This is a genomic window from Actinoplanes sp. NPDC051537 (genome assembly GCF_055586105.1).
Window position 1 is genome coordinate 241,976 of the sequence record NZ_JBVJIU010000005.1, and the last position, 23,622, is coordinate 265,597.

Annotated in this window: 17 protein-coding genes; 10 read left to right on the forward strand and 7 right to left on the reverse strand. The window is 72.0% G+C overall.

What is annotated here, in order from left to right; all coding sequences use genetic code 11:
- Window positions 1–82: 82 nt before the first annotated feature.
- From ACZ6TB_RS13695 to ACZ6TB_RS13710, 4 genes are read right to left on the reverse strand one after another with little or no spacing between them, the layout of a single operon-like run.
- Window positions 83–1,222, reverse strand: coding sequence for a cytochrome P450 family protein (locus tag ACZ6TB_RS13695; RefSeq protein WP_465554072.1), 1,140 nt, complete (start codon window positions 1,220–1,222; stop codon window positions 83–85).
- Between the two features lie 11 nt (window positions 1,223–1,233).
- Window positions 1,234–2,649, reverse strand: coding sequence for a class I adenylate-forming enzyme family protein (locus ACZ6TB_RS13700; RefSeq protein WP_465554074.1), 1,416 nt, complete (start codon window positions 2,647–2,649; stop codon window positions 1,234–1,236).
- Complete coding sequence (locus tag ACZ6TB_RS13705) at window positions 2,649–3,365, reverse strand: glycosyltransferase family 2 protein (protein WP_465554076.1); 717 nt, start codon at window positions 3,363–3,365, stop codon at window positions 2,649–2,651. The genes ACZ6TB_RS13700 and ACZ6TB_RS13705 overlap by 1 nt, the downstream gene beginning before the upstream one ends.
- Entirely contained in the window at window positions 3,362–4,357 is a 996-nt protein-coding gene (locus tag ACZ6TB_RS13710; RefSeq protein ID WP_465554078.1) for a 3-oxoacyl-ACP synthase III family protein, read from the reverse strand. The genes ACZ6TB_RS13705 and ACZ6TB_RS13710 overlap by 4 nt, the downstream gene beginning before the upstream one ends.
- A 78-nt stretch (window positions 4,358–4,435) precedes the next feature.
- Here ACZ6TB_RS13710 and ACZ6TB_RS13715 point away from each other — a divergent pair, with 78 nt between their 5' ends.
- The 3 genes from ACZ6TB_RS13715 to ACZ6TB_RS13725 are packed head-to-tail and all read left to right on the forward strand — an operon-like array spanning window position 4,436 to window position 7,202.
- Window positions 4,436–6,001 (forward strand): Na+/H+ antiporter, encoded by a 1,566-nt coding sequence (locus tag ACZ6TB_RS13715; protein WP_465554080.1) that lies wholly within the window; start codon window positions 4,436–4,438, stop codon window positions 5,999–6,001.
- The gene (locus tag ACZ6TB_RS13720; RefSeq protein WP_465554082.1) at window positions 5,998–6,264 is read left to right on the forward strand and encodes a UBP-type zinc finger domain-containing protein; all 267 of its coding nucleotides are present in this window, start codon (window positions 5,998–6,000) and stop codon (window positions 6,262–6,264) included. The genes ACZ6TB_RS13715 and ACZ6TB_RS13720 overlap by 4 nt, the downstream gene beginning before the upstream one ends.
- A gap of 8 nt (window positions 6,265–6,272) precedes the next feature.
- On the forward strand, window positions 6,273–7,202 hold the full coding sequence (locus tag ACZ6TB_RS13725; RefSeq protein WP_465554084.1) for a ketopantoate reductase family protein: 930 nt from the start codon (window positions 6,273–6,275) through the stop codon (window positions 7,200–7,202).
- A 28-nt stretch (window positions 7,203–7,230) separates the two neighbouring features.
- On the opposite strand, the gene ACZ6TB_RS13730 is transcribed toward ACZ6TB_RS13725, so the two are convergent.
- Window positions 7,231–7,857, reverse strand: coding sequence for a DUF4360 domain-containing protein (locus ACZ6TB_RS13730; RefSeq protein ID WP_465554086.1), 627 nt, complete (start codon window positions 7,855–7,857; stop codon window positions 7,231–7,233).
- Between the two features lie 355 nt (window positions 7,858–8,212).
- On the opposite strand from ACZ6TB_RS13730, the gene glgX reads away from it, so the two are divergent.
- The 7 genes from glgX (at window position 8,213) to ACZ6TB_RS13765 (ending at window position 19,981) form a co-directional block, all read left to right on the forward strand.
- Window positions 8,213–10,324: a glycogen debranching protein GlgX gene (gene glgX, locus ACZ6TB_RS13735; protein ID WP_465554087.1), complete on the forward strand. Its 2,112-nt coding sequence runs from the start codon at window positions 8,213–8,215 to the stop codon at window positions 10,322–10,324.
- Window positions 10,325–12,592 (forward strand): malto-oligosyltrehalose synthase, encoded by a 2,268-nt coding sequence (treY, locus tag ACZ6TB_RS13740; RefSeq protein WP_465554089.1) that lies wholly within the window; start codon window positions 10,325–10,327, stop codon window positions 12,590–12,592. It begins immediately after the preceding gene.
- The gene (gene treZ, locus ACZ6TB_RS13745; RefSeq protein ID WP_465554091.1) at window positions 12,589–14,316 is read left to right on the forward strand and encodes a malto-oligosyltrehalose trehalohydrolase; all 1,728 of its coding nucleotides are present in this window, start codon (window positions 12,589–12,591) and stop codon (window positions 14,314–14,316) included. The genes treY and treZ overlap by 4 nt, the downstream gene beginning before the upstream one ends.
- A 327-nt stretch (window positions 14,317–14,643) precedes the next feature.
- Window positions 14,644–15,753 (forward strand): transporter substrate-binding domain-containing protein, encoded by a 1,110-nt coding sequence (locus tag ACZ6TB_RS13750; protein WP_465554093.1) that lies wholly within the window; start codon window positions 14,644–14,646, stop codon window positions 15,751–15,753.
- Complete coding sequence (locus tag ACZ6TB_RS13755; RefSeq protein WP_465554095.1) at window positions 15,750–16,772, forward strand: hypothetical protein; 1,023 nt, start codon at window positions 15,750–15,752, stop codon at window positions 16,770–16,772. Before ACZ6TB_RS13750 ends, ACZ6TB_RS13755 begins: the two co-directional genes overlap by 4 nt.
- Before the next feature lie 70 nt (window positions 16,773–16,842).
- Window positions 16,843–17,565: a PP2C family protein-serine/threonine phosphatase gene (locus ACZ6TB_RS13760; RefSeq protein WP_465554097.1), complete on the forward strand. Its 723-nt coding sequence runs from the start codon at window positions 16,843–16,845 to the stop codon at window positions 17,563–17,565.
- Between the two features lie 97 nt (window positions 17,566–17,662).
- A complete protein-coding gene (locus tag ACZ6TB_RS13765; protein WP_465554099.1) occupies window positions 17,663–19,981 on the forward strand; it encodes a putative bifunctional diguanylate cyclase/phosphodiesterase in 2,319 nt (772 codons plus the stop codon).
- Window positions 19,982–20,105: 124 nt separating this feature from the next.
- Here ACZ6TB_RS13765 and ACZ6TB_RS13770 read toward each other — a convergent pair whose 3' ends face one another.
- Window positions 20,106–20,531 carry a hypothetical protein gene (locus ACZ6TB_RS13770; protein WP_465554101.1) on the reverse strand — a complete coding sequence of 142 codons (426 nt, stop codon included), beginning with the start codon at window positions 20,529–20,531 and terminating at the stop codon, window positions 20,106–20,108.
- Between the two features lie 153 nt (window positions 20,532–20,684).
- Window positions 20,685–23,528, reverse strand: coding sequence for an ATP-dependent RNA helicase (locus tag ACZ6TB_RS13775; protein WP_465554103.1), 2,844 nt, complete (start codon window positions 23,526–23,528; stop codon window positions 20,685–20,687).
- Window positions 23,529–23,622: the final 94 nt, after the last annotated feature.

The window sequence follows — 23,622 nt, forward strand, 5'->3', positions numbered from 1 at the left end:
CGGCCCGGCAGTGCCGAGTCGCGTCTCATGCGCCGGCCCGGAGCGGTCAGCGTGCGCCGGCCCGGCGGCGCCGAGTCGCGTCTCATGCGCCGGCCCGGACGATCAGCGTGCGCCAGCCCGGCAGTGCCGAGTCGCGGTCCGGCCTGGCCCGCACCACGACCGGACGATGCGGGGCGAGGGCCGCGAGCAGGTCGCCGAGCTGCCGCCGGGCCAGCCGAGCCCCCGGACAGGCGTGCGGCCCGGCGCCGAAGACGAGCTGAGCGGTCCGGGCCGGCGCCGGCCGAACCGGGTCGGGATCCCGCCGATGCGCGTCGACGGCGTGCCGCGTGACCAGCAGCATCCGGTCGCCCGCGCGCACCGGGCACCCGCCGGCAAGCTGACCATCGGCGGCGGCCACGCGAGGCATCAGCGGCGTCGGCGAGGTGACCCGGAACAGCTCGTCGACCAGCAGGGGGTCCTGCGCGTACGCCCAGAGCCGGTCCCCGCACATCCAGGCCGCCGCGCGCGGCAGGGCAGCGATCGTCGTGTTGACCGCCGCGACGGCCAGCGTGGCGGCGAGGCCGGCGTTCGCCCGTCGGTCGTCGTTACTGTTCCCCACCCCGTTACTGGGTGGGGCGAGACTAGGCGAGGGGTACGACATTTCCGGGGCGGCCGTCCACAGCCCTCCGCCAACCAGGGCGACCAGCCTCTCCGCCGCCGCTTCCGCCCGCCCCGCCGCCGCCCGCCGCCGCAACCCGGGCAGATGAGCCCGCGCCGCCGTAACCCCCGCCTCCCGGGCCGCGCCCGCCAACTCCATCGGATCCACCCGCAGGTCGAGCAGCGCCGCCGCCGTGGCCCCCGCCATCTCCACCGCGAGCGGCACCAGATCCACCGAACCTCCACCCGCGAGCGGCGCCAGCCGTTCCTCCAGCAGGCCGGTCCACACCGGCCGCAACCGCTCGACCCCCGCCGCACCGAGCCGGTCCGCGAGGTCGCGGCGCGCCCGCTTGTGCGCCTCACCCTGCTGGTCGAAGAGCCCGCCCGCCCCGGCCAGCCGGTCGACCGCGCCGCCCGTCGTTCCCTCGGCGGTTCGGTCCAGCGGGATCCGGGTGAGCGCCGACAGCACCGCCTCGCGGTCGTTGACGATCAGGGTGCCGCCGAGGCGCTGGGCCGGTCGCGCCCGCAACGCCGCCAGCAGGGCGAACAGCACCGGGTGACTGCGCAGGTAAACGCGCCGATCCAAGGACCGGGCCGTCATGCGGACGCCGCCAGGCGAGCGGTCGCGGCGCGGTCCGGTTTCCGGGAACGGCCCGCCAGCGGGATCCGGGCGAAGACCACCGCGTCCGGTCGCGCCGCGCCCATCCGGTCCAGCGGACCCGTCAGCGCCGAGCGCACCGCGGCCGGGTCGGCGCCCGCGGCCGGCTGCACGACCGCGACCACGCGCTCGTCCCCGTCCCCGGCCGGCACCCCGACGAGCAGCGCCAGCTCGACGCCGGGCACGTGCAGGGAAGGCTCGTACAGGCCCGGATAGATGTTCTCGGCCCGGCGCAGAATCATGTCCTTCATCCGGCCGCCGAGGATCACACGGCCGGCGACGACCCGGCCCAGGTCGCCGGTCGCCACCCGGGTGAACGGCGGCTCGCCCAGATAGCGGTCGGCCGCCGCCGGGCCGCTCAGCAGCAACTGCCCGTCCGCGTCGGTCGCCGCCGACACCCCGGGCAGCAGCGAGCCGACCAGGTCGCCCTCGCCGGGAAAGCCGGCCTTCTCCGACGACTCGACCGCGGCCGCCGGGAAGATCTCGGTCAGGGCGTACACGCCCCACGCCTCCCGCGCCCCGGCCGCGCGCACCGCGCCGAGCAGGGCCGCGCTCACCGGTGCCGAGCCGCTGTAGACGCGGCCGGTGAACCGGACCTCCGAAGCCAGCGCGGCCCGCAACTGCGGTGGCGTCAAATACGTGGCTTGAGGCGTAAATTTCCGTATTTGCCCGGCCAGGGCGCGAGAAGGCAGCGCGACCGGCGCGCCCGCGGCCAGCGACGGTAACAGGACGAAGAAGGTCCCGCCGATGACCGGCAAACCCGGCTGAGGCCGGACCAGAGCGTGCACCGCGGACATCCCGGCCGACAGCGAGCGCCGCGTGTGCACGACCGCCCGCGGCCGGCTGGTCGTGCCGGAGGTGAAGACGATCACCGCGTCGCCGTCGCCGTCGCCGTCGAAAGCGGGCGGGGGCGGGCCGTCGAGAGGGCGCAGCGACGGCGGGGAGAAGGGCAGGCGGCGACCCACGGTGACGACCGGCGCCAGCGAGCCGAGCGCGGGCAGGGCGAGGTGGGCGCGGCGGGCGAGGGGCGCGAGCCATCCGGACACCGCCTGCGCGGCGGCGTCGGCCAGGATCAGGCGGGGCGGGGCGAGGGCGAGACGGGCCGAGAGAACGTCGGGGCCGGCGGTCGGGTCCAGCACGGCGATCCGGAGACCGAGGTGGTACGCGGCCAGCATCGTCGCCAGGGAGCGAGGCCCCGGGCGTACGGCCAATCCGATGGTCTCCCCGGCGACCAGCCCGCGCCGATGCAGCGCCCTCGCGTAGCCGAACGTGAGGCGGCCGAGCTCACCGCGCGTGACCTGCCCGATGAGTGCCGGCTGGGGACCGGTGAGCGACGCGATCAGTTCGTCGAGCATCAGCGCGGATCCGCCGTGAGCGTGCCGCTGCCGCGGTCGAGGTACCACTTCGCCGTCCCGGCCAGGCCGTAGGCACGCAGCCGCCGGGTCGAGTTGGCGACCACCATCGCGCGGCTGTGCACGATCGCGGGCGTGGTCCGGCGTACGCGATTGAGGAACGTCCGGTCGGTGGGCGACGGTCGCCGCGGCATGCCGCCGCAGGCCAGGTAGAGCTCCGCCGTGATCGCCATGTTGTTGCCCGCGTGCATCCGGTAGGGCGCCCGGAACCCGGCGCCGCGATGGGCCGGGCGCAACCGGCCGAAGAACGACGCCAGCCCGACCAGCACGCGGAAGAACGCCCGCCCGGCCGGGCCGTGCTCGTCGCGCCGGGCCACGATCCGGCCGGCCACGAACGCGCCGGACGAAAAACCGCGCCGGGCCGCCGCCACCCAGCCGGGGGCGGGCAGGCAGTCGGCATCGGTGCGCGCCAGCAACGTGGCGCCCTGAGCGATCGCATGCCGGAAGCCGGTGTCGACCGCGCAGCCCACACCCTTCGAGGGCTCGGACAGAACAACAGCATCAAAAGAGCGAGCGATGTCGACCGTACGGTCGGTGGAGCCGTTGTCGACGACCAGCAACGTGAAATCGCGGTCGGTCTGGGCACGCAGCGCGGCCAGGGTGTCGCCGATCCGGGCCTCCTCGTTGTACGCCGGGACGATCACCCACAGCGCCGTCACGAGACCTCCCAGACCATGGTCATCAGGCTCACGCCGCCGCCGAGGCCGACCAGCAGCACCCGGTCGCCGGACTCCAGCGCCGGCCGCACCCGGGCCAGCTGCACGCCGAGCGTCGCCGAGGCCATGTTGCCCAGCTCGCCGACGGTCACCTCGAGCTTCTCCCGGGGCACGCCGGTGACCCGGACGAACCGGTCGAGGTACGGCAGCGTCACCTGGTGCACCAGCACCTTGGCGTAGTCGTCCCAGCCGTACCCGGTGCGCCGCGCGACCCGCTCGATCAGCCCGGCCCCGATCCTCTCGAAGATCCGCCGCAGCCGGTGCCCGTCGCCGGTGAAGTAGGTGTGCTCGTCGCCGCGCGGATGCCGGGAGCCGCCGCCGAAGATGCCGCCCGCGTCCCAGTGCTCGGAGTGCGTCTCGGCGTCCACGTCCACGATCCCGCCCGTCGCCACCGGCTCGACCAGCACGGCCGCCCCGGCGTCGCCGAAGGTGTAGCCGGCGAACGCCGACCGCGCCTGCGCGAGGGAGGAGAGCCGCGGCCGCATCGCCCGGGTCGGCGTCTCGCCGGTCACCACCAGCGCCCGGCGCGCGCGGCCGGCCAGGATCATCGACCGGGCCAGGTCGATCCCGTTGAGGAAGCTGTTGCAGGCGTTGGTGACGTCCATCGCATGGGCCCGGCCGCCGAGCGCCGCCTGCACCACGTGGGCGGTGGCGGGCTCGGCCATGTCGCGGGTGGCGCTCGCGAACAGCAGCAGGTCGATGTCCAGCGGATCGGTCCCGGTGTCGGCCAGCACCTTGGTGGCGGCGTCGATCGCCAGGTCGGACGCGTACTCGCCGTCGGCCGCCATCCGGCGCCGGCGGATGCCGGTGGCCTGCTCGAACATCCGCGGCGGCAGCGTCAGGCCGCTCGCGACGGCCACGCTGCGCTGCAGCTCGGCGGTCGCCAGCTCGCGAGCCGGCAGGGCGTACGCGATCCCGGTGATCCCCACATTCATGCCCGACAGCCTCTCCTACCGTCCCCACCCGGCGCGTGAGTAGAAAGGCTCAATTTCGATCTTCAGTAAGCTTTCAGCATGAGCAGCATCGTCGACGTGGTGGTCCTGGTCGCGATCTCGGTGCTGGGAGCCGCCCTGGCCCGCCGGCTCGGGTTCGTGGCCCCGCTGGTGCTGCTGGTCGCGGGCCTGGGGCTGTCGTTCGTGCCGGGCTTCCCGGAGGCGCACCTCGACCCCGATCTGGTGCTGATCGGCATCCTGCCGCCACTGCTCTACGTGGCCGCGCTGCAGACCTCGATCCCCGCCTTCCGCCGCTGGCTGCGCCCGATCCTGCTGCTGGCGATCGGTCTCGTGCTGGTCACCGCGTTCGCCGTGGGCACGGTCGTGCACCTGATCCTGCCGAGCGTGCCCTACGCCGCCTGCGTGGCGCTCGGCGCGATCGTGGCCCCGCCCGACGCGGTGTCGGCCACCGCGATCGCCCGCCGGGTCGGGCTGCCGCGCCGGGTGGTGACGATCCTCGAGGGCGAGAGCCTGCTCAACGACGCGACGGCCCTGGTCGTGGTGCGCATCTCGGTGAGCGCCATGTCCGGCATCGCGGTCGGCTTCTGGCCGATCCTCGGCCAGGTCGCGCTCAAGGCCGGCGGCGGCGTGCTGATCGGCATGGTCGCCGCGATCGCCGCCGCCAAGCTGCACCGCAAGATCGAGGACCCGCTGCTGGACGACGCCGTGTCGTTGCTCACCCCGTTCGTGGTGGTGATCGTCGCGGAGGAGCTGAAGAGCTCGAGCGTCGTGGCGGTGGTGATCGCCGGGCTCTACCTCGGCCACCGCATCCCGTACCTGCTGTCGCCGACCTCACGACTGCAGATGGACGCGGTGTGGCGGCTCATCACGTTCCTGCTCGAGGGCATCGTGTTCCTGCTGGTCGGCCTGCAGTTGCGGGAGATCGGCGGCGGCATCACGACCAGCGTGGGCACGACGGTCGCGGTCACCGCCGCGGTCATCGGGACGATCGTGGGGGTGCGCTTCCTGTGGATGTATCCGGCGACCTATCTCGTACGGCTGATTCCCCGCATCCGGGAGCGCGAGGAGCGCCCCCCGATCGCCGTGCCGACCGTGATCGCGTGGGCCGGGATGCGGGGCGTGGTGACGCTGGCCGCCGCGCAGACGCTGCCCGATCACGGCGTCCCGCCGTACAACCGTGATCTGTTCATCTTCGTGGCCTTCGCGGTGATCGTCTTCACTCTGCTGTCCCAGGGCACGACCCTGCCCTGGCTGGCGGTCCGGCTCGGCGTGCGGCAGGACACGACGTCGGCGGACGCGCTGGCCGAGGCCGGCGTGCAGCACCAGGCCGGCCGGGCGGCGTTGCAGGCGCTCGAGGAGAACGCCGACGGCGCTCCGACCGAGGTGGTCGAGCGGCTCCGCACGCTGATCGACAGCCGGGCCAACAACGCCTGGGAACGGCTCGGCAATCAGCAGCAGGAGACCCCCTCGGCGGCGTACGGTCGGCTGCGGCGCGAGATGATTCTCGCGGAGCGGCACGTCTTCAAGATCGCCCGGAACGAGGGGCGGATCCCCGAAGAGGTGCTCACCCGCGCCCAGCGCGAGCTCGACCTGGAAGAGTCCCAGCTGCAACGGAGTGACGATTGACCTGCCAGCACCTGGCGGAGGCCGGCGACCCGGCGCCGCAGTCGGCATATGAGGACGGGTGCCCGCAGTGCGTGGCCGCCGGATTCACCCACGGATGGGTGCACCTGCGGGTGTGCCTCGATTGCGGGCTGGTGGCCTGCTGCGACTCGTCGCCGCGACGCCACATGTCCGCGCACCACGAGGAGACCGGTCATCCGGTGATGCGTTCCTACGAGCCCGGTGAGAAGTGGCGCTGGTGCTTCGCGGACGAGATGTTGGGTTAGATGGGGGAGTGCGAACTCTTTTCGTAGGGGCGGGGGCCACCGGCGGGTACTTCGGTGGGCGCCTCGCGCAGACCGGCAAGGACGTGACCTTCCTCGTGCGGCCCGGGCGGCGGGCCGTGCTCGAGCGGCGCGGGCTGCGCATCAAGAGCCCGGCCGGCGAGACGGTGGTGCAGCCGCGGCTGATCACCGCGGACTCGGTCGACGGGACGTACGACCTCGTCGTGCTGGCGGTGAAGAGCTACACCCTCGAGCAGGCGCTGATCGACATGGCGCCGGCGATCGGGCCGCGTACGGTCATCGTGCCGCTCTTGAACGGAATGCGGCACGTCGACGAGCTGGTCGGCGCCTTCGGGCCGGAGCGGGCCTGGGGCGGCGTCTGCATCATCCTGGCGACGCTCGACGCCGACGGCGACGTGGTGCAGATGAGTGGCCTGCACCGGATCGGCTACGGCCCGCTCGACGGCGGCGACGACGACCGGTTCGCCGAGGTGACCTACTCGCTCTCCGGCGAGGAGTTCGACTCGAACCCGTCGCACACGATCACGCAGGACATGTGGGAAAAATGGATCTTCCTGGCCAGCATGGCGGCCGCGACCACGCTGATGCGGGCGAGCGTCGGTGAGATCAACGCGGCGCCGGGCGGTCTCGACTTCGGCGCCCGGATCGCGGCCGAGGCGATGGCGATCGCGACGGCGGCCGGGCATCCGCCCCGCCCGGGCGCGATCTCGGTGGTGCAGTCCACTCTGGCCACCAAGGAGCCGATGACGTCCTCGATGTACCGCGACATGATGCAGGGACTGCCGGTCGAGGCGGACGCGATCCTCGGCGACTTCGTGGCCGAGGGGGCGAAGCACGACGTTCCCGTCCCGATGCTGTCGGCGGCGTACGCCAATCTCTCGATCTACTCGGCCAAGCGGACGTCGGCCTCCACCGCATAGCGAGGCCGAGTAGATCGGGAGCCTCAGATCAGCACTTCTTCCAGGCCACGTGGTAGACGGTCGAGATGCTGGTGTCGGTCGAGTCCATGGTCAGCTGGCTGTTGAGCTTCGGGTCGGAGGTGCCGCTGCCGACCCGCAGCTCGGTGTTGATGTTGAGGTAGCGCACGGCCGAGCACTTGCGCCACACCATCGACTCCAGCCCGACCACGTCGCTGACCTGCCAGTCGTTGTCGTAGTAGCCCTTGAAGTCGTGCCGCGACCGGGCGGTGTGCGAGTCGCCCTGGAAGTAGTAGTTGTTCTGCTCGTAACCCCACGCGCCGTTCTGGAGGCGGGCGTACCCGCGGTAGTCGGCCCGCGCGATCGCGAACGTGTAGCCGTGCGGCACCAGCACGTTCAGCGCGAGCTGGCAGTTGCGGCGGAACTCGTCCGACTTGGCGCCGGCGCCGACCTGCGCGATGTAGCTGTTGTAGGTCACCGTGAACGCGGTGTTGTCGGGCGAGGGCAGCACGTAGGCGGTGTCCTTCGGGCAGCCCGAGCCGTTCGCCATCACCACGTCGATGACCATCTTGTCCTTCGGCGGGGGCACGTGCGCGGGCGCGCTCGGCGACACCAGGGACGACAGGAACACCGCACCGGCGGCCAATGCCTGAAACATAGTTTCTCCTCCGCTAAAACCGGTCAAATCGCCAGTTAACGTACTTTCAGCGGGTGGCCGCCGTCGCGAAACGAGGCCGAAGAAAGCGGGTCCGGCCGGGACTTCCGTCCGACCGGGCGGTGGCGGCTCGGCTAACCGGACAAAAACGGACGATTACCCCAACATGCGGCGATGGAGAATGGTACGTGCGGGACGAACGGCACCACTTCCGTGTCGCGGATCGGTGGGTATCCGGACCGTCGCGCGAACGTGGTCGGTCGCATCAGTGAGAATGACCGCTGACGCGGGCCGCACAGGATTACGCCGGACCGAGGGCGGGCAAACTCCGTGCGCCGACGAGGGGTGGGAGCTCGACATGCAGGTTTGGCCTGGTCACCGGTACCCGCTGGGTGCCACGTACGACGGCACGGGCACGAACTTCGCGATCTTCTCCGAGGGAGCCGAGGCGGTCGAGCTCTGCCTGTTCGACCCGTCCGGGAACGAGCGCAAGGTCCAGCTGCACGAACAGGACGCATTCGTCTGGCACGCCTACCTGCCGGGCGTCGAGCCGGGCCAGCGGTACGGCTATCGCGTCTACGGCCCGTACGAGCCGTCCCGCGGGCTGCGCTACAACCCGCACAAGCTGCTGCTCGACCCGTACGCGCGGGCGGTCGACGCCGACATCCAGTGGCACCCGTCGCTGTACGCGTACGACTTCGCGAGCCCCGACCAGATGTCGGATCTCGACTCGGCGCCCTACATGGCCAAGGGCGTGGTCGTGAACCCGTACTTCGATTGGGGGAACGACCGTCGCCCGGACATCCCGTACCACCACTCGGTGATCTACGAGACGCACGTCAAGGGCCTCACCGAGCGGCACCCGGAAGTGCCCAAGGACATGCGCGGCAGCTACTCGGCGATCGGCCACCCGGCGATCATCGAGCACCTCAAGAGCCTCGGCGTGACCGCGGTCGAGCTCATGCCGGTGCACCAGTTCGTGCACGACAACCGGCTGCACGACCTCGGGCTGCGCAACTACTGGGGCTACAACACGCTCGGCTTCTTCGCGCCGTACCAGGGCTATTCGTCGACCGGCACGCTGGGCCAGCAGACCCAGGAGTTCCGCGGCATGGTCAAGGCCCTGCACAAGGCGGGCATGGAGGTGATCCTCGACGTCGTCTACAACCACACCGCCGAGGGCAATCACCTGGGACCGACGCTGTCGCTCAAGGGCATCGACAACCGCACGTACTACCGGCTCGTCGACGATCAGCCGCAGTTCTACATGGACTACACCGGCACGGGTAACAGCCTCAACGTGCGCAGTCCGCAGAGCCTCCAGCTGATCATGGACTCGCTGCGCTACTGGGTGACCGAGATGCACGTCGACGGCTTCCGCTTCGACCTGGCCTCGACGCTGGCCCGCGAGTTCTACGACGTCGACCGGCTCTCCACCTTCTTCGAGGTGGTGCAGCAGGACCCGGTGGTCGGCCAGGTGAAGCTGATCGCCGAGCCGTGGGACGTCGGTCCGGGCGGTTACCAGGTCGGCAACTTCCCGCCGAACTGGACCGAGTGGAACGGCAAATACCGGGACACCGTACGGGATTTCTGGCGTGGCGAGCCGGCGACGCTGGCCGAGTTCGCGTCGCGGATCACCGGCTCGGCCGACCTTTACCAGGACGACGGCCGCAAGCCCTTCCACTCGATCAACTTCGTCACCGCGCACGACGGGTTCACGCTCAACGACCTCGTCGCGTACAACGACAAGCACAACGAGGCGAACGGCGAGGAGAACCGGGACGGCGAATCGCACAACCGGTCGTGGAACTGCGGGATCGAGGGCCCGACGACGGACGCCGGCGTGCTCGGGCTCCGGGCCAAGCAGCGGCGCAACTTCCTGGCCACGCTGATGCTCTCGCAGGGCGTCCCGATGATCTCGCACGGCGACGAGCTCGGTCGCACCCAGCAGGGCAACAACAACGCGTACTGCCAGGACGACGAGATCTCCTGGATCGACTGGGAGAGCGCCGACGAGTCCCTGCTCGAGTTCACCCGCAAGCTCACCGCCTTCCGCCACCGGCACCAGGTGTTCCAGCGCCGCCGGTTCTTCACCGGTCTGCCGGTGACCGCGCGCGGCGGCGGCGACCCGCTGCCCGACCTCGAGTGGTTCACCCCGGACGGGCGGCAGATGGCCGGCGACGACTGGGGCAACGACTTCGGCCGGGCGGTCGCGCTCTTCGTCAACGGCGAGGGCATCCGCGAGCGCGGGCAGTACGGACAGCGGCACGTGGACTCGTCGTTCCTGCTGTTCTTCAACGCGCACGACGCGCCCATCGAGTTCGCCACTCCTCCGCCCGAATACGGGGAGAAGTGGGAGAAGGTCATCGAGACGGCCGAGCCGTCGCCCGATCGCCCGTCGGTCGTGGAGGCCGGCAGCAAGATCTGGGTGCCGGACCGGTCCCTCATCGTTCTCGACAGGACGGTCTGAATGCCCCCTTCCGGAACCTATCGAGTCCAGGTCCGCCCCGACTTCCCGCTGTCCGCCGCCGCCTCGCTCGCCGACTACCTGGCCGATCTGGGTGTCAGCCACCTCTACACGGCGCCGCTGCTCACCGCGACTCCCGGCTCCGAGCACGGCTATGACGTGGTCGACCACCGCTCGGTGAACCCGGCTCTCGGCGGCCCATCCGCATTGCGCAATCTGTTCGATGTGCTGTCCGCCGCCGGCCTCAAGCTGGTCGTCGACATCGTCCCCAACCACGCCGGGGTCGCCGTTCCCGCCGTCAATCCGACCTGGTGGGACGTTCTGCGGTCCGGGCAGAAGTCAGAATTCTCCGACTTTTACGACATCGACTGGTCGCGCGGCCGGGTGTTGCTTCCGATTCTGGCCGATGCGCCGGACGAGCTGGACAAATTGACCGTCGAAGGCGACGAGCTGCGCTACTACGACAAGCGCTTCCCGATCGCCGAGGGAACGGGCGGCGGCTCCCCGCGCGAGATCCACGACCGGCAGCACTACGAGCTGGTCAACTGGACCCGCGGCGACCGCGAGCTCAACTACCGCCGGTTCTTCTCGATCGTCGACCTGGCCGGCCTGCGGGTCGAGGACCCGGCCGTCTTCGAGGCCACCCACGCCGAGATCCTGCGCTGGTACGCCGAGGGCATGGTCGACGGCATCCGGGTCGACCACCCGGACGGCCTCCGCGACCCCGGCGAGTACCTCACCCGCCTGCACGAGGCCGCCCCCGGCGCCTGGCTCGTGGTCGAGAAGATCCTCGAGCCGGGCGAGGAGCTGCCGGCCTGGCCGGTCGACGGCACCACCGGCTACGACGCGCTCGCCGAGGTGTGCGGCGTCTTCGTCGACCCGTCCACCGAGGCGTTCTTCGACACCCTCCAGCATCACCTGACCGGCGGCGAGACCTCCTGGCAGGACCAGGTGCACGAGGCCAAGCTGGCGATCGCCACCACGCAGCTGGCGGCCGAGCTCGCCCGGATGTCCCGTCTCGTGCCGGAGATCGAGGCCGCTCCCAAGGCCCTGGCCGAGCTGGCCGCGTGCTTCCCGGTCTACCGCTCCTACCTGCCGCTCGGGGGCCGGCATCTGGCCAAGGCCCGGGCCGAGGCCGGGCGCCGCCGCCCGCAGCTGATCCCGGTGCTCGACCAGCTCACCGCCCGGCTGCGCGACCCCGCCGACGAGCTCGCGTTGCGCTTCGAGCAGTACACCGGCGCGGTCATGGCCAAGGGCGTCGAGGACACCGCGTTCTACCGCTGGACCCGCTTCACCGCGCGCAACGAGGTCGGCAACGACCCGGCCAAGTTCGGCGTCACCGCCGACGAGTTCCACGAGCTCAACGAGGAGCGCCGGCGCAGCTGGCCGCGGGCCATGACGACGCTGTCCACGCACGACACCAAGCGCAGCGAGGACGTGCGGGCGCGGCTGGCGGTGCTCTCCGAGGTGCCGGGGGACTGGACCGAGGTGGTGCGCCGGTGGGTCCGCGTCGCTCCGCTCCCCGACCCGGCGCTGGCCCATCTCATCTGGCAGGCCGCGGTGGGCGCCTGGCCGATCTCGCGGGAGAGGCTTCAGGCGTACGCGTTGAAGGCCGCGCGCGAGGCCGCGACCTCGACCACCTGGCAGCACCCCGACGAGCGCTTCGAGTTGCTCCTGCGCGAGATGGTCGACCGGGTCTTCGACGACCCGGCGCTGCACGGCGAGGTGGCCGGGTTCGCCGAGTCGATCACCGTGCCCGGCTGGTCGAACGCGCTCGGCCAGAAGGTCGTGCAGCTGACCATGCCCGGCGTGCCCGACGTCTATCAGGGCACCGAGCTGTGGGACCACTCGCTGGTCGACCCGGACAACCGCCGCCCGGTCGACTTCGAGGCCCGGCGCGAGCTGCTGGCCCGCATCGACGACGGCTGGCTGCCGCCGATCGACGAGTCCGGCGCGGCCAAGCTGCTCGTGACCGCCCGCACCCTGCGCCTGCGCCGGCAGCGGCCCGAGCTGTTCGCCGGTTACCGCCCGGTGTTCGCCCAGGGCCGGGTCGGCGAGCACGCCCTGGCCTTCGACCGGGGCGGCGTCGTGACGATCGCCACCCGGCTGCCGGTCGGATTGTCACGCCACGGCGGCTGGGGCGACACCACCCTGTCACTCGACGGCCACAGCTGGACGGAAGTGTTCACCGGGACGAGCTACGGCGGGAACCGCTTGGCACTGGCCGAAATTCTGCGTACTTATCCCGTCGCTCTCCTGGTGAAAGAATGAACTTCGAAGTCTGGGTCCCCGAGAAGACGGTCAAGCTTCTCGTTGCGGGTGAGGAGCGCGCGATGGAGCGCGGCGACGACGGGTGGTGGCGGCTCTCGTTCGATGCCGCTCCCGGCACCGACTATGCCTACGTGCTTCCCGACGCTCCCTCGCCCCTGCCCGACCCGCGTTCGCCCTGGCAGCCCGGCGGCGTGCACGGTCCGAGCCGGGTCTACGACCACGCCGCGTTCGCGTGGACCGACCAGGCGTGGACCGGCCGGCAGCTGCCCGGCTCGATCCTCTACGAGCTGCACATCGGCACGTTCACGCCGGCCGGCACCTTCGACGCGGCGATCGAGAAGCTCGACCACCTCGTCTCGCTCGGCGTCGACCTGGTCGAGCTGCTGCCGGTGAACGCCTTCAACGGCGAGTACAACTGGGGCTACGACGGCGTCTGCTGGTACGCGCCGCACGAGCCGTACGGCGGTCCCGACGGCCTGAAGCGCTTCGTCGACGCCGCCCACGCGCGCGGGCTGGGCGTGGTGCTCGACGTGGTCTACAACCACTTCGGGCCCAGTGGCGCGTACGCCCCGATGTTCGCCCCGTATTTGAGCAAGCACGGCTCCAACCCGTGGGGCGACTCGATCAACCTGGACGGGCCGTTCTCCGACGAGGTCCGCCGCTACATCGCCGACAACGTGCTGATGTGGCTGCGCGACTACCACGTCGACGGCCTGCGGCTGGACGCCGTGCACGCGCTCGTCGACCACTCCGCGATCACCCTGCTCGAGCAGCTGGCGGTCGAGGTCGAGTCGCTGTCGGCGCACGTCGGCCGGCCGCTCTCGCTGATCGCCGAGTCCGACCTCAACGACCCCAAGCTGATCACCCCGCGCGAGGCCGGCGGTTACGGGCTGACCGCGCAGTGGGACGACGACGTGCACCACGCGCTGCACACGCTGCTCACCGGCGAGCGGCAGGGCTACTACGGCGACTTCGGCTCGCTGGACTGCCTGCAGACCGTGCTCGAGGGCGCGTTCTTCCACGCCGGCACCTGGTCGAGCTTCCGGCAGCGGCGGCACGGCCGGCCGGTGAACCGCTCGTTCACGCCCGGCCACCGTTTCGTCGCCTTCCTGCAGAACCACGACCAGATCGGCAACCGCGCGGTCGGCGACCGGCTCTCCGCGCAGCTGTCGCCCGGGCTGCTCAAGGTCGGCGCCACCCTGCTGCTGACCGCGCCGTTCACGCCGATGCTGTTCATGGGCGAGGAGTGGGCGGCCGGCAGCCCCTGGCAGTTCTTCACCAGCCACCCCGAGCCCGAGCTGGCCGAGGCCGTGCGCACCGGCCGCCGCCGCGAGTTCGCCGCGCACGGGTGGGCCTCGGAGGACGTGCCCGACCCGCAGGACCCGGCCACCTTCGAGCGCTCCAAACTCGACTGGGCCGAGCCCGGCAAGCCCGGCCACGCCGAGATCCTCGACCTCTACAAGCGGCTGATCGCGCTGCGCCGCGCCCGGACCGACCTCTCCGACCCATGGCTCGACAAGGTCGACGTCTGGCACGGCGACCAGTTCGTGGTGATCCGCCGAGGCGGCACGGTCGTGGCGGCCAACCTGGCGTCGTTCGCCCAGACGGTGAGCCTGCGGTCGACGCCGTCGAAGGTGCTGATCGCGACCGAGCCCGGGGTCGTGCTGCAGCGTGACCGGGTCGAGCTGCCCCCGGAGAGCGCCGTGGTGGTCGCCGCCCGCTGAGCTTCGCGGGCGACCCTTCGCGGGCGGCCTCTTCCGGCCGGCCCCTTCCGGCCGGCCTCTTCCGGCCGGCCCCTTCCGGCCGGCCCCTTCCGGCCGGCCTCTTTCGGGCGGCCCCTTCCGGGCGGCCCCTTCCGAGCGGCTCCGGACGGCTTACCCGGGGTGGGCGATACCAAGCCGTCGCATTCATGCGGCACCATGGCCTTTCCGGCTCTGTGGACGGCCCGCGATTTTTGTCGTAGGTGGTTCGTAGAGTCCACCCCCACCCATTCACGGGTGGGGGAGGGATAACGGGGTCAGCGGGATGGCCATGGTTCGCTTGGGGGGCACATGACGGAACGCGGTACTGGCCGATTCACGTGGCCGGTGCGGCGGCGCGTGCCGGGGCCGGAGGGCACCGCGGAGGACATCGCGGTGCAGGACATCGCCGAGCGTGAAGCGGCGGATCGACGCCTGCCCCCGCCCGAGCCCGAACCGATCCTCAACCCGCCGCCGCGGTTCAACCTGGCCGCGTTCCGGCTGGCCGCGCTCGGCCTCGCCCTGGTGCTGGCACTGGCCCTGGCGATCACCAAGGTGTTCGTCGGTGGGCCGCCGTCGGTGGCCCAGCTGCGCGCCGAGGCCGGCGTCGACGGCTGGGCGGTGCTGACCGTCGGCGTCAAGGACGACCAGCCGGGAGTCGCGTTCTACGACAAGGACACCAAGGTCTGGAGCGGTTTCGACATCGACATCGCGTACATGATCGCGGAAGATCTTGGTTTCCGGCGCTCCGAGGTGCAGTTCTACGGCATGGAGAGCGAAGACCGGGCCCGCATGCAGGCGTATAACACCAAGGGCGAGCGCGTGCCGGTCAAGATGGTCATCGCCAGCTACAGCATCACGACCACCCGGGAGAGCATGGCCGGCGTGACGTTCTCGGCGCCCTACCTCTACACCGAGCAGTCGGTGCTGACGCTCAAGGGTCATTCGCCGGTCGCGACCTTCAAGGACCTCACGAGCAAGCCGGTGTGCACGCTGTCCGCCTCGACCAGCCAGCTCGCGCTCGACCAGGCCAAGGTCGACTGGCGCAGCAAAAACAAGATCAGCGAGTGCATCACCGAGCTGCGCGCGCACCGGGTCGACGCGATCAGCACCGACGCCGCGATCCTGGCCGGCTTCGAGGACCGCTTCCCGGACGAGTTCGACCACTGGGACCTGGGCTACGACGCGACCGAGGCCTGGGGTGTGAACGTGGGGGAGAACCAGGCGCTCAAGAAACTGGTCGACCTCACCCTCTACCGCTCGCTCAAGGACCCCAAGGACTCCCGCTGGGAGGAGGCCTTCCAGAATCACTTCCAGGCCGAGGTGGCGAAGAACGGCAAGACGCCGATCGCCGTCGCCGCCCAGCCCGACGTGCCCAAGCCGGACGTGCGTGACCTGCCGTGGGAGGACGTCTTCCCGTGACGGACATCTTCGTCAAGGGCGGACCGATCCCGCCGCGCCGCCGCCGGGCCCAGCTCAACTGGATGCTCACCGTCCTGCCCGCGTTCCCGCTGGTGCTGCTCGTGCTGCGGCTGTGGTACCTCAGCCGGCAGGACCTGCCGACGATGCTGCTGCTGGTGCAGTACATCAGCCCGCTCGGCATGATCAGCGCGCTGTTCATCACGCTGATCTGGACCGTGCCGGCGATCATCCTGGTGCTGCGCATGCTCGGCGGGATCCTGCTGGTCAGCGCGCCCGACGACGCCGGCCGGTCGCTGCTGGCCGTCACCGCGCTGCGCATGCCCGACTGGGTCGTGCTGCTGGCCACGATGCTCGCCGCGTTCACCTGGCAGCTGCGGCTGCTGCCCACGCTCGGCATGCTGGTCGTCTCGATCCTCGGGCTCACCGCCGTGCTGCGGTTCCGCACCGAGCGCTGGCTGATGCTGTGGATCACGGTCGGCGTGCCGGTGCTGGTCGGCCTGCTCGTGCTGATCTTCGTGTGGCCCGGCATCGTCTCCGCCCTGCGCGCCGGCGAGATCACCACGGCGCTGCTGCTCGCCGTGCCGCCGCTGCTCGGGCCGCTGCTCACCGGCCCGGTGCCGGTCTGGTCGGCCCGGCTCGTCACGCACTGGCCGGCGGTCGGCGCCGCGATTCTGGCCCCGCTCGCGGTCGGCGTGATCTTCCTGCGCGCGCCCGTGCTGCCGAACAGCGCCATCGAGGTGGGATCGCCAAGCGGACCGATCACGGTCGTCCGCGGTCAGCTGATCTCGGTCGACGACACCTCGACGACCGTGCTGCACGGCGACGGCGACGTTCAGTTCATCCCGAACGAGCAGGTGCGCTCCAAGACCCTCTGCCCGGAACCGGTCCGGCCGCCGGGCAGTGCGGTGAGCGTACGGGATTGGCCGGTGGAGGAGTCCGCGCTCTCCTGGATCGCGCCCACCCACCGTGACACCGCAGTTGATCCGCGATGCCTCGGACGCCCGCTGAACCCCAGTTAAGAGCCTTTTTGGGCGACGCGCCGCCGCCCACGTGCAGACAGGGTTGCAGTGATCTGGGAAGCTACCCGCCATGACCTTGCACCTCCGGTGGGCGGCAGTCACCGACCAAGGACATGTCCGCAGCAACAACGAGGACTGTTACTACGCCGGTGACCACCTTCTCGTTGTTGCCGACGGGATGGGCGGGATGGCCGCCGGCGATGTCGCCAGCCGCCTCGCGATCGAGTCGATGTGCGTCCTCGACGTGCCGATCGACAACGAGCACCAGATGGACTCGTTGCACCGGGCGCTCGAGATCGCCAACGGCCGGATCGCCGAGCAGGTGGTGGCCGATCCCGAGCTGCAGGGCATGGGAACCACGCTCACCGCGGTCATCTTCTCCGGCAGCCGGGCCGCGATGGCGCACGTCGGCGACTCGCGCGCCTATCTGCTGCGCGACGGGCGTCTCAACCAGCTGACCAAGGACGACACGTACGTGCAGATGCTCGTCGACCAGGGTCTGATCCGTCCCGAGGAGGCCGCCGGCCACCCGCGCCGCTCGGTCGTCACCCGGGTGCTGCAGGGCGAGCCGGTCAGCCCGGCGTACGTGATCGTCGAGCCCGAGCCGTCCGACCGCTGGCTGCTGTGCAGCGACGGGCTCACCGCCGTGGTCAGCAACGAGACCATCGAGCAGGAGATGCTCGGTGCGGCCGACCCGAAGTCGTGCGCCGAGCGCCTCGTCGACCTCGCGCTGCGCGGCGGCGGGCCGGACAACGTGACGGTGATTGTCGCCGATCTGACAAGCGCCGACTGAAGCCGACCTTCGAAAGTCGTCACCCGCGCCGACCTGCGGTACCTTACTCCGGTCGCGGATCAGGGGGCCCGCGGCACATTTCGCGGGTGGTGAATGGATGACAGCGCGACTGTTCGTCACGCTGACGCTCGTCCTGGGTTCCGTGGCGCTCGGCGAACTGGTCGGGGCGCACGGTTGGCGGCTGTACGACGATGCCGCGCAAGCGGTCGCGGGGGCGGCCGCGGCCTGGGTGTGCCTCGCGGCGGCATCGCGGCGGACGGGCGTCCAGCGACGATGGCGGCTGCTTGCGGGCGTCGGCCTGGCCGGCTGGGCGGTGGTCCGGCTCTGGTGGGTCGTACGCGACATCGCCGATCCCGATCGAGTCGCCGGCTCGATCGGCGACATCGGCTTCTTCGTGCTGCCCCTGTGCATGCTGCTGGCGCTGCTCAGCATCCCGTACAGCCGGCCGCGCCCGGTGCCGACCTCGGCCCGGCGCGACCAGATCGCCCTGCTCATCGACAGCGTGCTGATCGCCGGCTCGCTGGTCGCGCTCGCCTGGTCGGCGGTGCCGCAGCGGGTGCTCGGATGGGCCGGCGAAGATCCGTTGCTGGTCGGCGTCACGGCCGCGTACCCGATCGCCGACCTGCTGCTGCTCACCATGGTGGTGCTGCTGCTCGCCACCCGTACCGGATCGCCCGTCGGCCGTCATCCGTTCCAGCTGGCCGCCGTGGCGTTGATCGGCTTCGGCGTCAGCGACACCCTGCGCCTGATCCACTTCGGCGACGGGCCGCTCACCCCGCTCCAGTCCGCGGGCTACCTGATCGGCTGCGGTTTCATCGCGCTCACCGCGGTCAGCCGGCCCAGCGTTCCGGAAACCCCCGACCTGGGCGTGGCCGAGCGCGACTGGCTCCATCTCCTTCTCCCGTACGTGCCGGTGACCGCGACCGGCGTCGTGATCGCGATCAGCACCGGGGCCGGCAATCCGCTGTCGCCGTTCGAGGCCTACCTCGGCTGGCTCGGCCTCGGCCTGGTCGTGGCCCGGCAGATGTTCACCATCGTGGACAACACCGTCCTGCTCGACCGGGTCTCCGAGGGGCAGCAACGGCTGCACCATCAGGCGTACCACGACCCGCTGACCGGCCTGGCCAACCGCGCGCTGTTCCGCGAGCGGCTGGTGCTGGCGCTCGACGCCCACCGCCACCGGGGCAAGCCGCTGGCCCTGCTCTTCGCCGACCTCGACGACTTCAAACTGATCAACGACAGCTTCGGCCACGCCATGGGCGACCGCGTGCTGCGCGCCATCGCCGAGCGCCTCCAGGGCTGCGTGCCGCCCGACGACCTGGTCGCCCGCCTGGGCGGCGACGAGTTCGCGGTGGTGCTCGACCACCATCCGGCCGACGCCGAGCCGACCGGCCACCGCATCCTGGCCGCGCTGCGCGAGCCGTTCGTGATCGACGGCCACCGCATCGGGGTCGGCGCCAGCATCGGCCTGGTCTCGCCCGAGACCGGCGAGCCGCTCTCCGCCGATGCGCTGCTGCGCCGCGCCGACGCCGCGATGTATTCGAGCAAGCGCCGCGGCAAGGGCGCGCTGGCCCGCTACGCCGGCACGGCGGAGGGAGCGCCCAACGCCGACCTGCCGCACCTGCTGGCCCAGGCCCTGGGCCGCCCCGCCGCGGCCGGCTTCGAGGTCTACTACCAGCCGATCGTCCAGCTCACCGACGGCGCGACGGTCGCGGTCGAGGCCCTGGCCCGCTGGACCCTGCCCGCGGCCGGCGGCCCGGTGCACCCCGACATCTTCGTGACGGTCGCCGAGCGCACCGGCCAGGTGGCCGCCATCGACGACTTCGTCCTCGACCAGGCCTGCGCCGACGCGTCCCGCCTGGCCCTGATCTTCGGCCGCCCGATCGACGTGCACGTGAACGTCTCGGCGGCCCGCCTCGGCCGGCCCGGCCTGGAGGATGCGGTGCACGCGGCCCTGTCCCGCCACAGCCTCCCGCCGTCCCGCCTGATCATCGAGATCACCGAGACCCACCGCATCCAGGACATGCCCGCCGCCGCGGCCGCCGCGACCCGCTTGCGCGCCCTCGGCCCGCGCATCGCCCTCGACGACTTCGGCAGCGGCTTCAACGCACTGGCCCAGCTGCACTCCCTGCCGGTCGACATCGTCAAGCTCGACTCCACCCTGACCGACGTCGACGTGGCCCCCGAACGAGCCGGCGCCCTGTGCCGCTCGGTCCTGGCCATCTGCGACGAGCTGAACATCACCGTCGTAGCCGAGGGCATCGAAACTGCCGCGCGCGCCGCCGGCCTGCTGGACCTGGGGTGTCCCCTCGGCCAGGGCTATCTCTTCGGCCAGCCCGGTCCGCTGCATCGCCTGAAGCCCCCCACGGTCCCCGCCCAGCCCGGCGCCCAGCCCATCCAGCAGCTCACCAAGTAGCGTTCGCGCCGCTCACGCCCTGGCCCCCTGCCGTTCCCGCCCGCTGCCCGGCCGCTGCGTTGTCGCACACCCCGTAGCGCTCGCGCCGCTCATCCCCTGGGGTTCCCGCCCGCTGCCCGGCCGCTCACCCAGTGGCGCTCGCGCCTCCCGGGATCGTCGTCGTTCCCGGTCGCTCGCCCGTGTAGCGGGTGTTCGTCCCGAAGGTCTCGTCGCGCAGCTGGACAAAAGCCACCTGCGGCAACCTTCTCGCCAGCTCACCGTGAAGATGCCAGGCCACCACCTCGAACGTCGGCCGAAACGGAAACAACTCCGCCCACGGCCGTCCCTCGAGCGCCGCGCAGGCGTCGGCCAGCTCTTCCCCGACCGCATCCGTATCCACGAACCGCCCTCGCTCGTCGAGCTGGTCGTCACCGAACGCGATTCCCACCGTGACCAGCACCGAGACGCCGTCACCGGCCGGTATCAGCGGCAGCCCGCGCCGAGCCCGCACCGGCGACGCCAGCCCCTGGACCACCTTGATCCGATGCTCGATCTCGACCGTGAAGCTCACAATTCCTCCAAGGTGGGGGTCGGCGGCTCGGCCGGGTCGGGCTGGCGGGGCGCGGGTTCGGGAATTGGCGGGCCGTGGCCGGCTCGGCCGGGTTCGAGCTCGCGGGGCGCAGGTTGGAGTCGGCGGGCCGTAGCCGGCCTTGGCGGGGTTGGGTCAGCGGGAGCGCGGATTGGTGCGCCGGGTCGGTTCGGCCGTTGTCGGGTCCTCGGGCCACGGATGTCGCGGATATCGCCCCCGCAGCTCGGCTCGCACCTGCGGATATCCCTGCCGCCAGAACGACGCCAGATCCCGCGTGACCGCCACCGGCCGCCCCGCCGGCGACAGCAGATGCAGCAGCACCGGCACCCGCCCGTCGGCCAGCCGCGGCGCGTCCTTCCACCCGAACGCCTCCTGCACCTTCACCGCCAGCACCGGCGCCGCCGCATCCGAGTAGTCCACCCGAACCCGCGACCCGCTGGGCACTGGAAGCCGCTCGGGTGCCACGTCGTCCAGGCGTCCCGCCACCGACCACGGCAACAGCCGGCGCAGCCCCGCGGCCATGTCGAGCTTCGCCAGATCGGCCCGCCGCCGCGCCGCCCCGAGCCACTCGTCGGCCCGTTCGATCAGCGCCTCGTCGCCGACGTCGGGCCACGGCTCGCCGAGCGCCGCGTGCGCGAACCCCAGCCGTTCCCGAAGCTCGACCGCACCCCGGCTCCACGTGAGCAGCCCCAGCCCCTCCCGCCGAAGCCCGTCGAGCAGCGCCGCCCGCACCAGCGCCGGGTCGGGCCGGTCGATCCGCCGCTCGACCAGCGTGATCGCCCCGAGCCGCAGCACCTTGCGCGCCACGACGTCCCCGTCGACCCAGCCGATCTCGGTAGCCTCACCCACCATCGCGGCCGCGGCCTCCTTGGCCGTCTCCTCGTCGAGCGGCGCGGCGCTCCGGATCCGCGCGGTGCGGGCGCCCGCATCCCGGTCGGCGGCCGCCACCGCCAGCCAGGTGACGCCGGCCAGACCGCTGCCGGCCCCGAGCTCGGCCGCCGTCCCGCCGGCCATGAGATAGGCCCGGCCGCCGGCCTCGCGAACCCGCGCCACCCGTTCCGGATAGGCCATCCCCACGATCAATCCCGCCGCGAGGTCGTCGGGCAGCCGCGCCGACGATGTATCCGCCCTGGCGTGCGTCGACCGGCCGGGCGACAAATCCGGTATTTCGGCCGGACGCGAGGAGGTGGGGGCATCCGCTGAGCGTCCGTCCCTCCTTCCGCTCCCGTCGACGACGGTCGCGGCGGTCGCAGCGTTTGCGGTGGCGTTGCTCGCGCCGGTCTGCCCGGCCTGCCCCGCCGGGTCGGTCTGCCCCGCCGGGTCGGTCTGCCCGGCCGGGTCGGTCTGCCCGGCCGAGTCGGTCTGCCCGGCCGAGTCGGTCTGCCCTGCCGGGTCGGTCTGCCTTGCCGGGTCGGTCTGCCTTGCCGGGTCGGTCTGCCCGGACGGGTCGGTGGCGAGGTCGTCGTCGTCCGCGGCGGCCGCGTCGGTCACGTCGGGGACCTCGACGTCGGGGGCGGGCCCGGGGGATCGGTTGACCGCCGCCGTGAGGCGGCGCACCTCGGTGCGCCAGGACGGGTCGCCCGTCGAGCGCGCCCGCCGCCACGCCGTCACCAGGTCGTCGGGCGCCGCGCGGGTGTCGTCGAGCAGCGCCACGATCTCGGCCGCCCGGCGGGCGCCGACCAGCGGAGCCCCGTCGAGCAGGGCGCGGGCCAGGCGGGGGTGCAGGCCGGCGTCGGCCAGGGCGCGGCCTCGGGGCGTCACCCGGCCGGACTCGTCGACGGCGCCCAGGTCGTGCAGGGTGGCGACGGCCGTTTGCAGGGCGCCGGCGGGCGGTGGGGACGGCAGGGCGAGGCCGGCGCCGTCGGGGTGGCCCCACAGTGCCAGGTCGAGGGCGAAGCCGGTCAGGTCGGCGGAGGCGATCTCGGGGCTCGGCTGGGCCGGCAGTCGCTCGTGCTGCGCCTCGGACCAGCAGCGGTAGACCCGGCCCGGCGCCTCGCGACCCGCGCGCCCGGCTCGCTGGGTGGCGGCAGCCTGCGACACCGGCACGGTGACCAGCGCGCCGAGCCCGCGGGCGTGGTCCATGCGGGGCACCCGGCTCAGGCCGGCGTCGACCACGGCCCGCACCCCGGGCACGGTCAGGCTGCTCTCGGCCACCGCGGTCGCCAGCACCACCCGGCGACGGCTGCCGGGGCGCAGCGCCGCGTCCTGAATGGAGGCCGGCTGCCGGCCGTGCAACCGCAGCACCTCGACGCCGGACAGCTTGCCGGCCACCTGGTCGATCTCGCGGGCGCCGGGCAGGAAGACCAGCACGTCGCCGAACTCGAGGGCCCTCCTGGTCGTCGCGGCCACGTGGTCGAGCAGCTTCGGGTCGACGCGCAGGCCGAGCGGTGGCTTGATCGGGCCGGGTGGGGGACTCCAGTGCACCTCGACCGGGAACATGCGGGCCTCGGCGCTCACCGTCGGCGCCCCCTCGCCCAGCACCGTGGTGTCGGCCGTCGCCGAGGCCGCCAGCAACCGCAGGTCGGGCCGCAGCGCCGCGCGCACCTCGGTCAGGAACGCGAGCGCCAGGTCGGTGTCGAGGTGGCGCTCGTGGCACTCGTCGATCATCACGACGGCGGTGCCGGCCAGCTCGGGATCGCGCTGTAGGCGACGGACCAGGACGCCGGTCGTCACCACCTCGACCAGCGTCTGCCTCGAGACGCGGCGCTCACCGCGTACCGAAAAACCGACCCGGTGACCCACCTCCTCGCCCAGCAGAGACGCCATGCGCCGGGCCGCGGCTCGCGCCGCGAGCCGGCGTGGCTCGGCGACCACCACCCGGCCCTGCGGACCGGCGAGCGCGAGCGGCACGAGCGTGGTCTTGCCCGTGCCGGGCGGCGCCACCAGGACCGCGACGCCCGCACCGGACAGCGCCTCCCGCAGGCGGGGGAGGATCGGCCGGATGGGCAGATCGGGAAGGGAGGCGTCGGTGATGAGCACGGGACCATCCTGGCCCACGGGTACGACAGAAACGGAGTTGTCCACAGGCCCAAGAAAACTGTCGGCCCTCCGTGGCAGGGTGTCAGCCAACCGG

Bases quoted from the DNA above. Each gene is read 5' to 3' on its own strand.
- ACZ6TB_RS13700 (WP_465554074.1), bottom strand. From the start codon at position 2,649: ATGCTCGACGAACTGATCGCGTCGCTCACCGGTCCCCAGCCGGCACTC.
- ACZ6TB_RS13710 (WP_465554078.1), bottom strand. From the start codon at position 4,357: ATGAATGTGGGGATCACCGGGATCGCGTACGCCCTGCCGGCTCGCGAG.
- ACZ6TB_RS13715 (WP_465554080.1), top strand. From the start codon at position 4,436: ATGAGCAGCATCGTCGACGTGGTGGTCCTGGTCGCGATCTCGGTGCTG.
- ACZ6TB_RS13730 (WP_465554086.1), bottom strand. From the start codon at position 7,857: ATGTTTCAGGCATTGGCCGCCGGTGCGGTGTTCCTGTCGTCCCTGGTG.
- glgX (WP_465554087.1), top strand. From the start codon at position 8,213: ATGCAGGTTTGGCCTGGTCACCGGTACCCGCTGGGTGCCACGTACGAC.
- treY (WP_465554089.1), top strand. From the start codon at position 10,325: ATGCCCCCTTCCGGAACCTATCGAGTCCAGGTCCGCCCCGACTTCCCG.
- treZ (WP_465554091.1), top strand. From the start codon at position 12,589: ATGAACTTCGAAGTCTGGGTCCCCGAGAAGACGGTCAAGCTTCTCGTT.
- ACZ6TB_RS13750 (WP_465554093.1), top strand. From the start codon at position 14,644: ATGACGGAACGCGGTACTGGCCGATTCACGTGGCCGGTGCGGCGGCGC.
- ACZ6TB_RS13760 (WP_465554097.1), top strand. From the start codon at position 16,843: ATGACCTTGCACCTCCGGTGGGCGGCAGTCACCGACCAAGGACATGTC.
- ACZ6TB_RS13765 (WP_465554099.1), top strand. From the start codon at position 17,663: ATGACAGCGCGACTGTTCGTCACGCTGACGCTCGTCCTGGGTTCCGTG.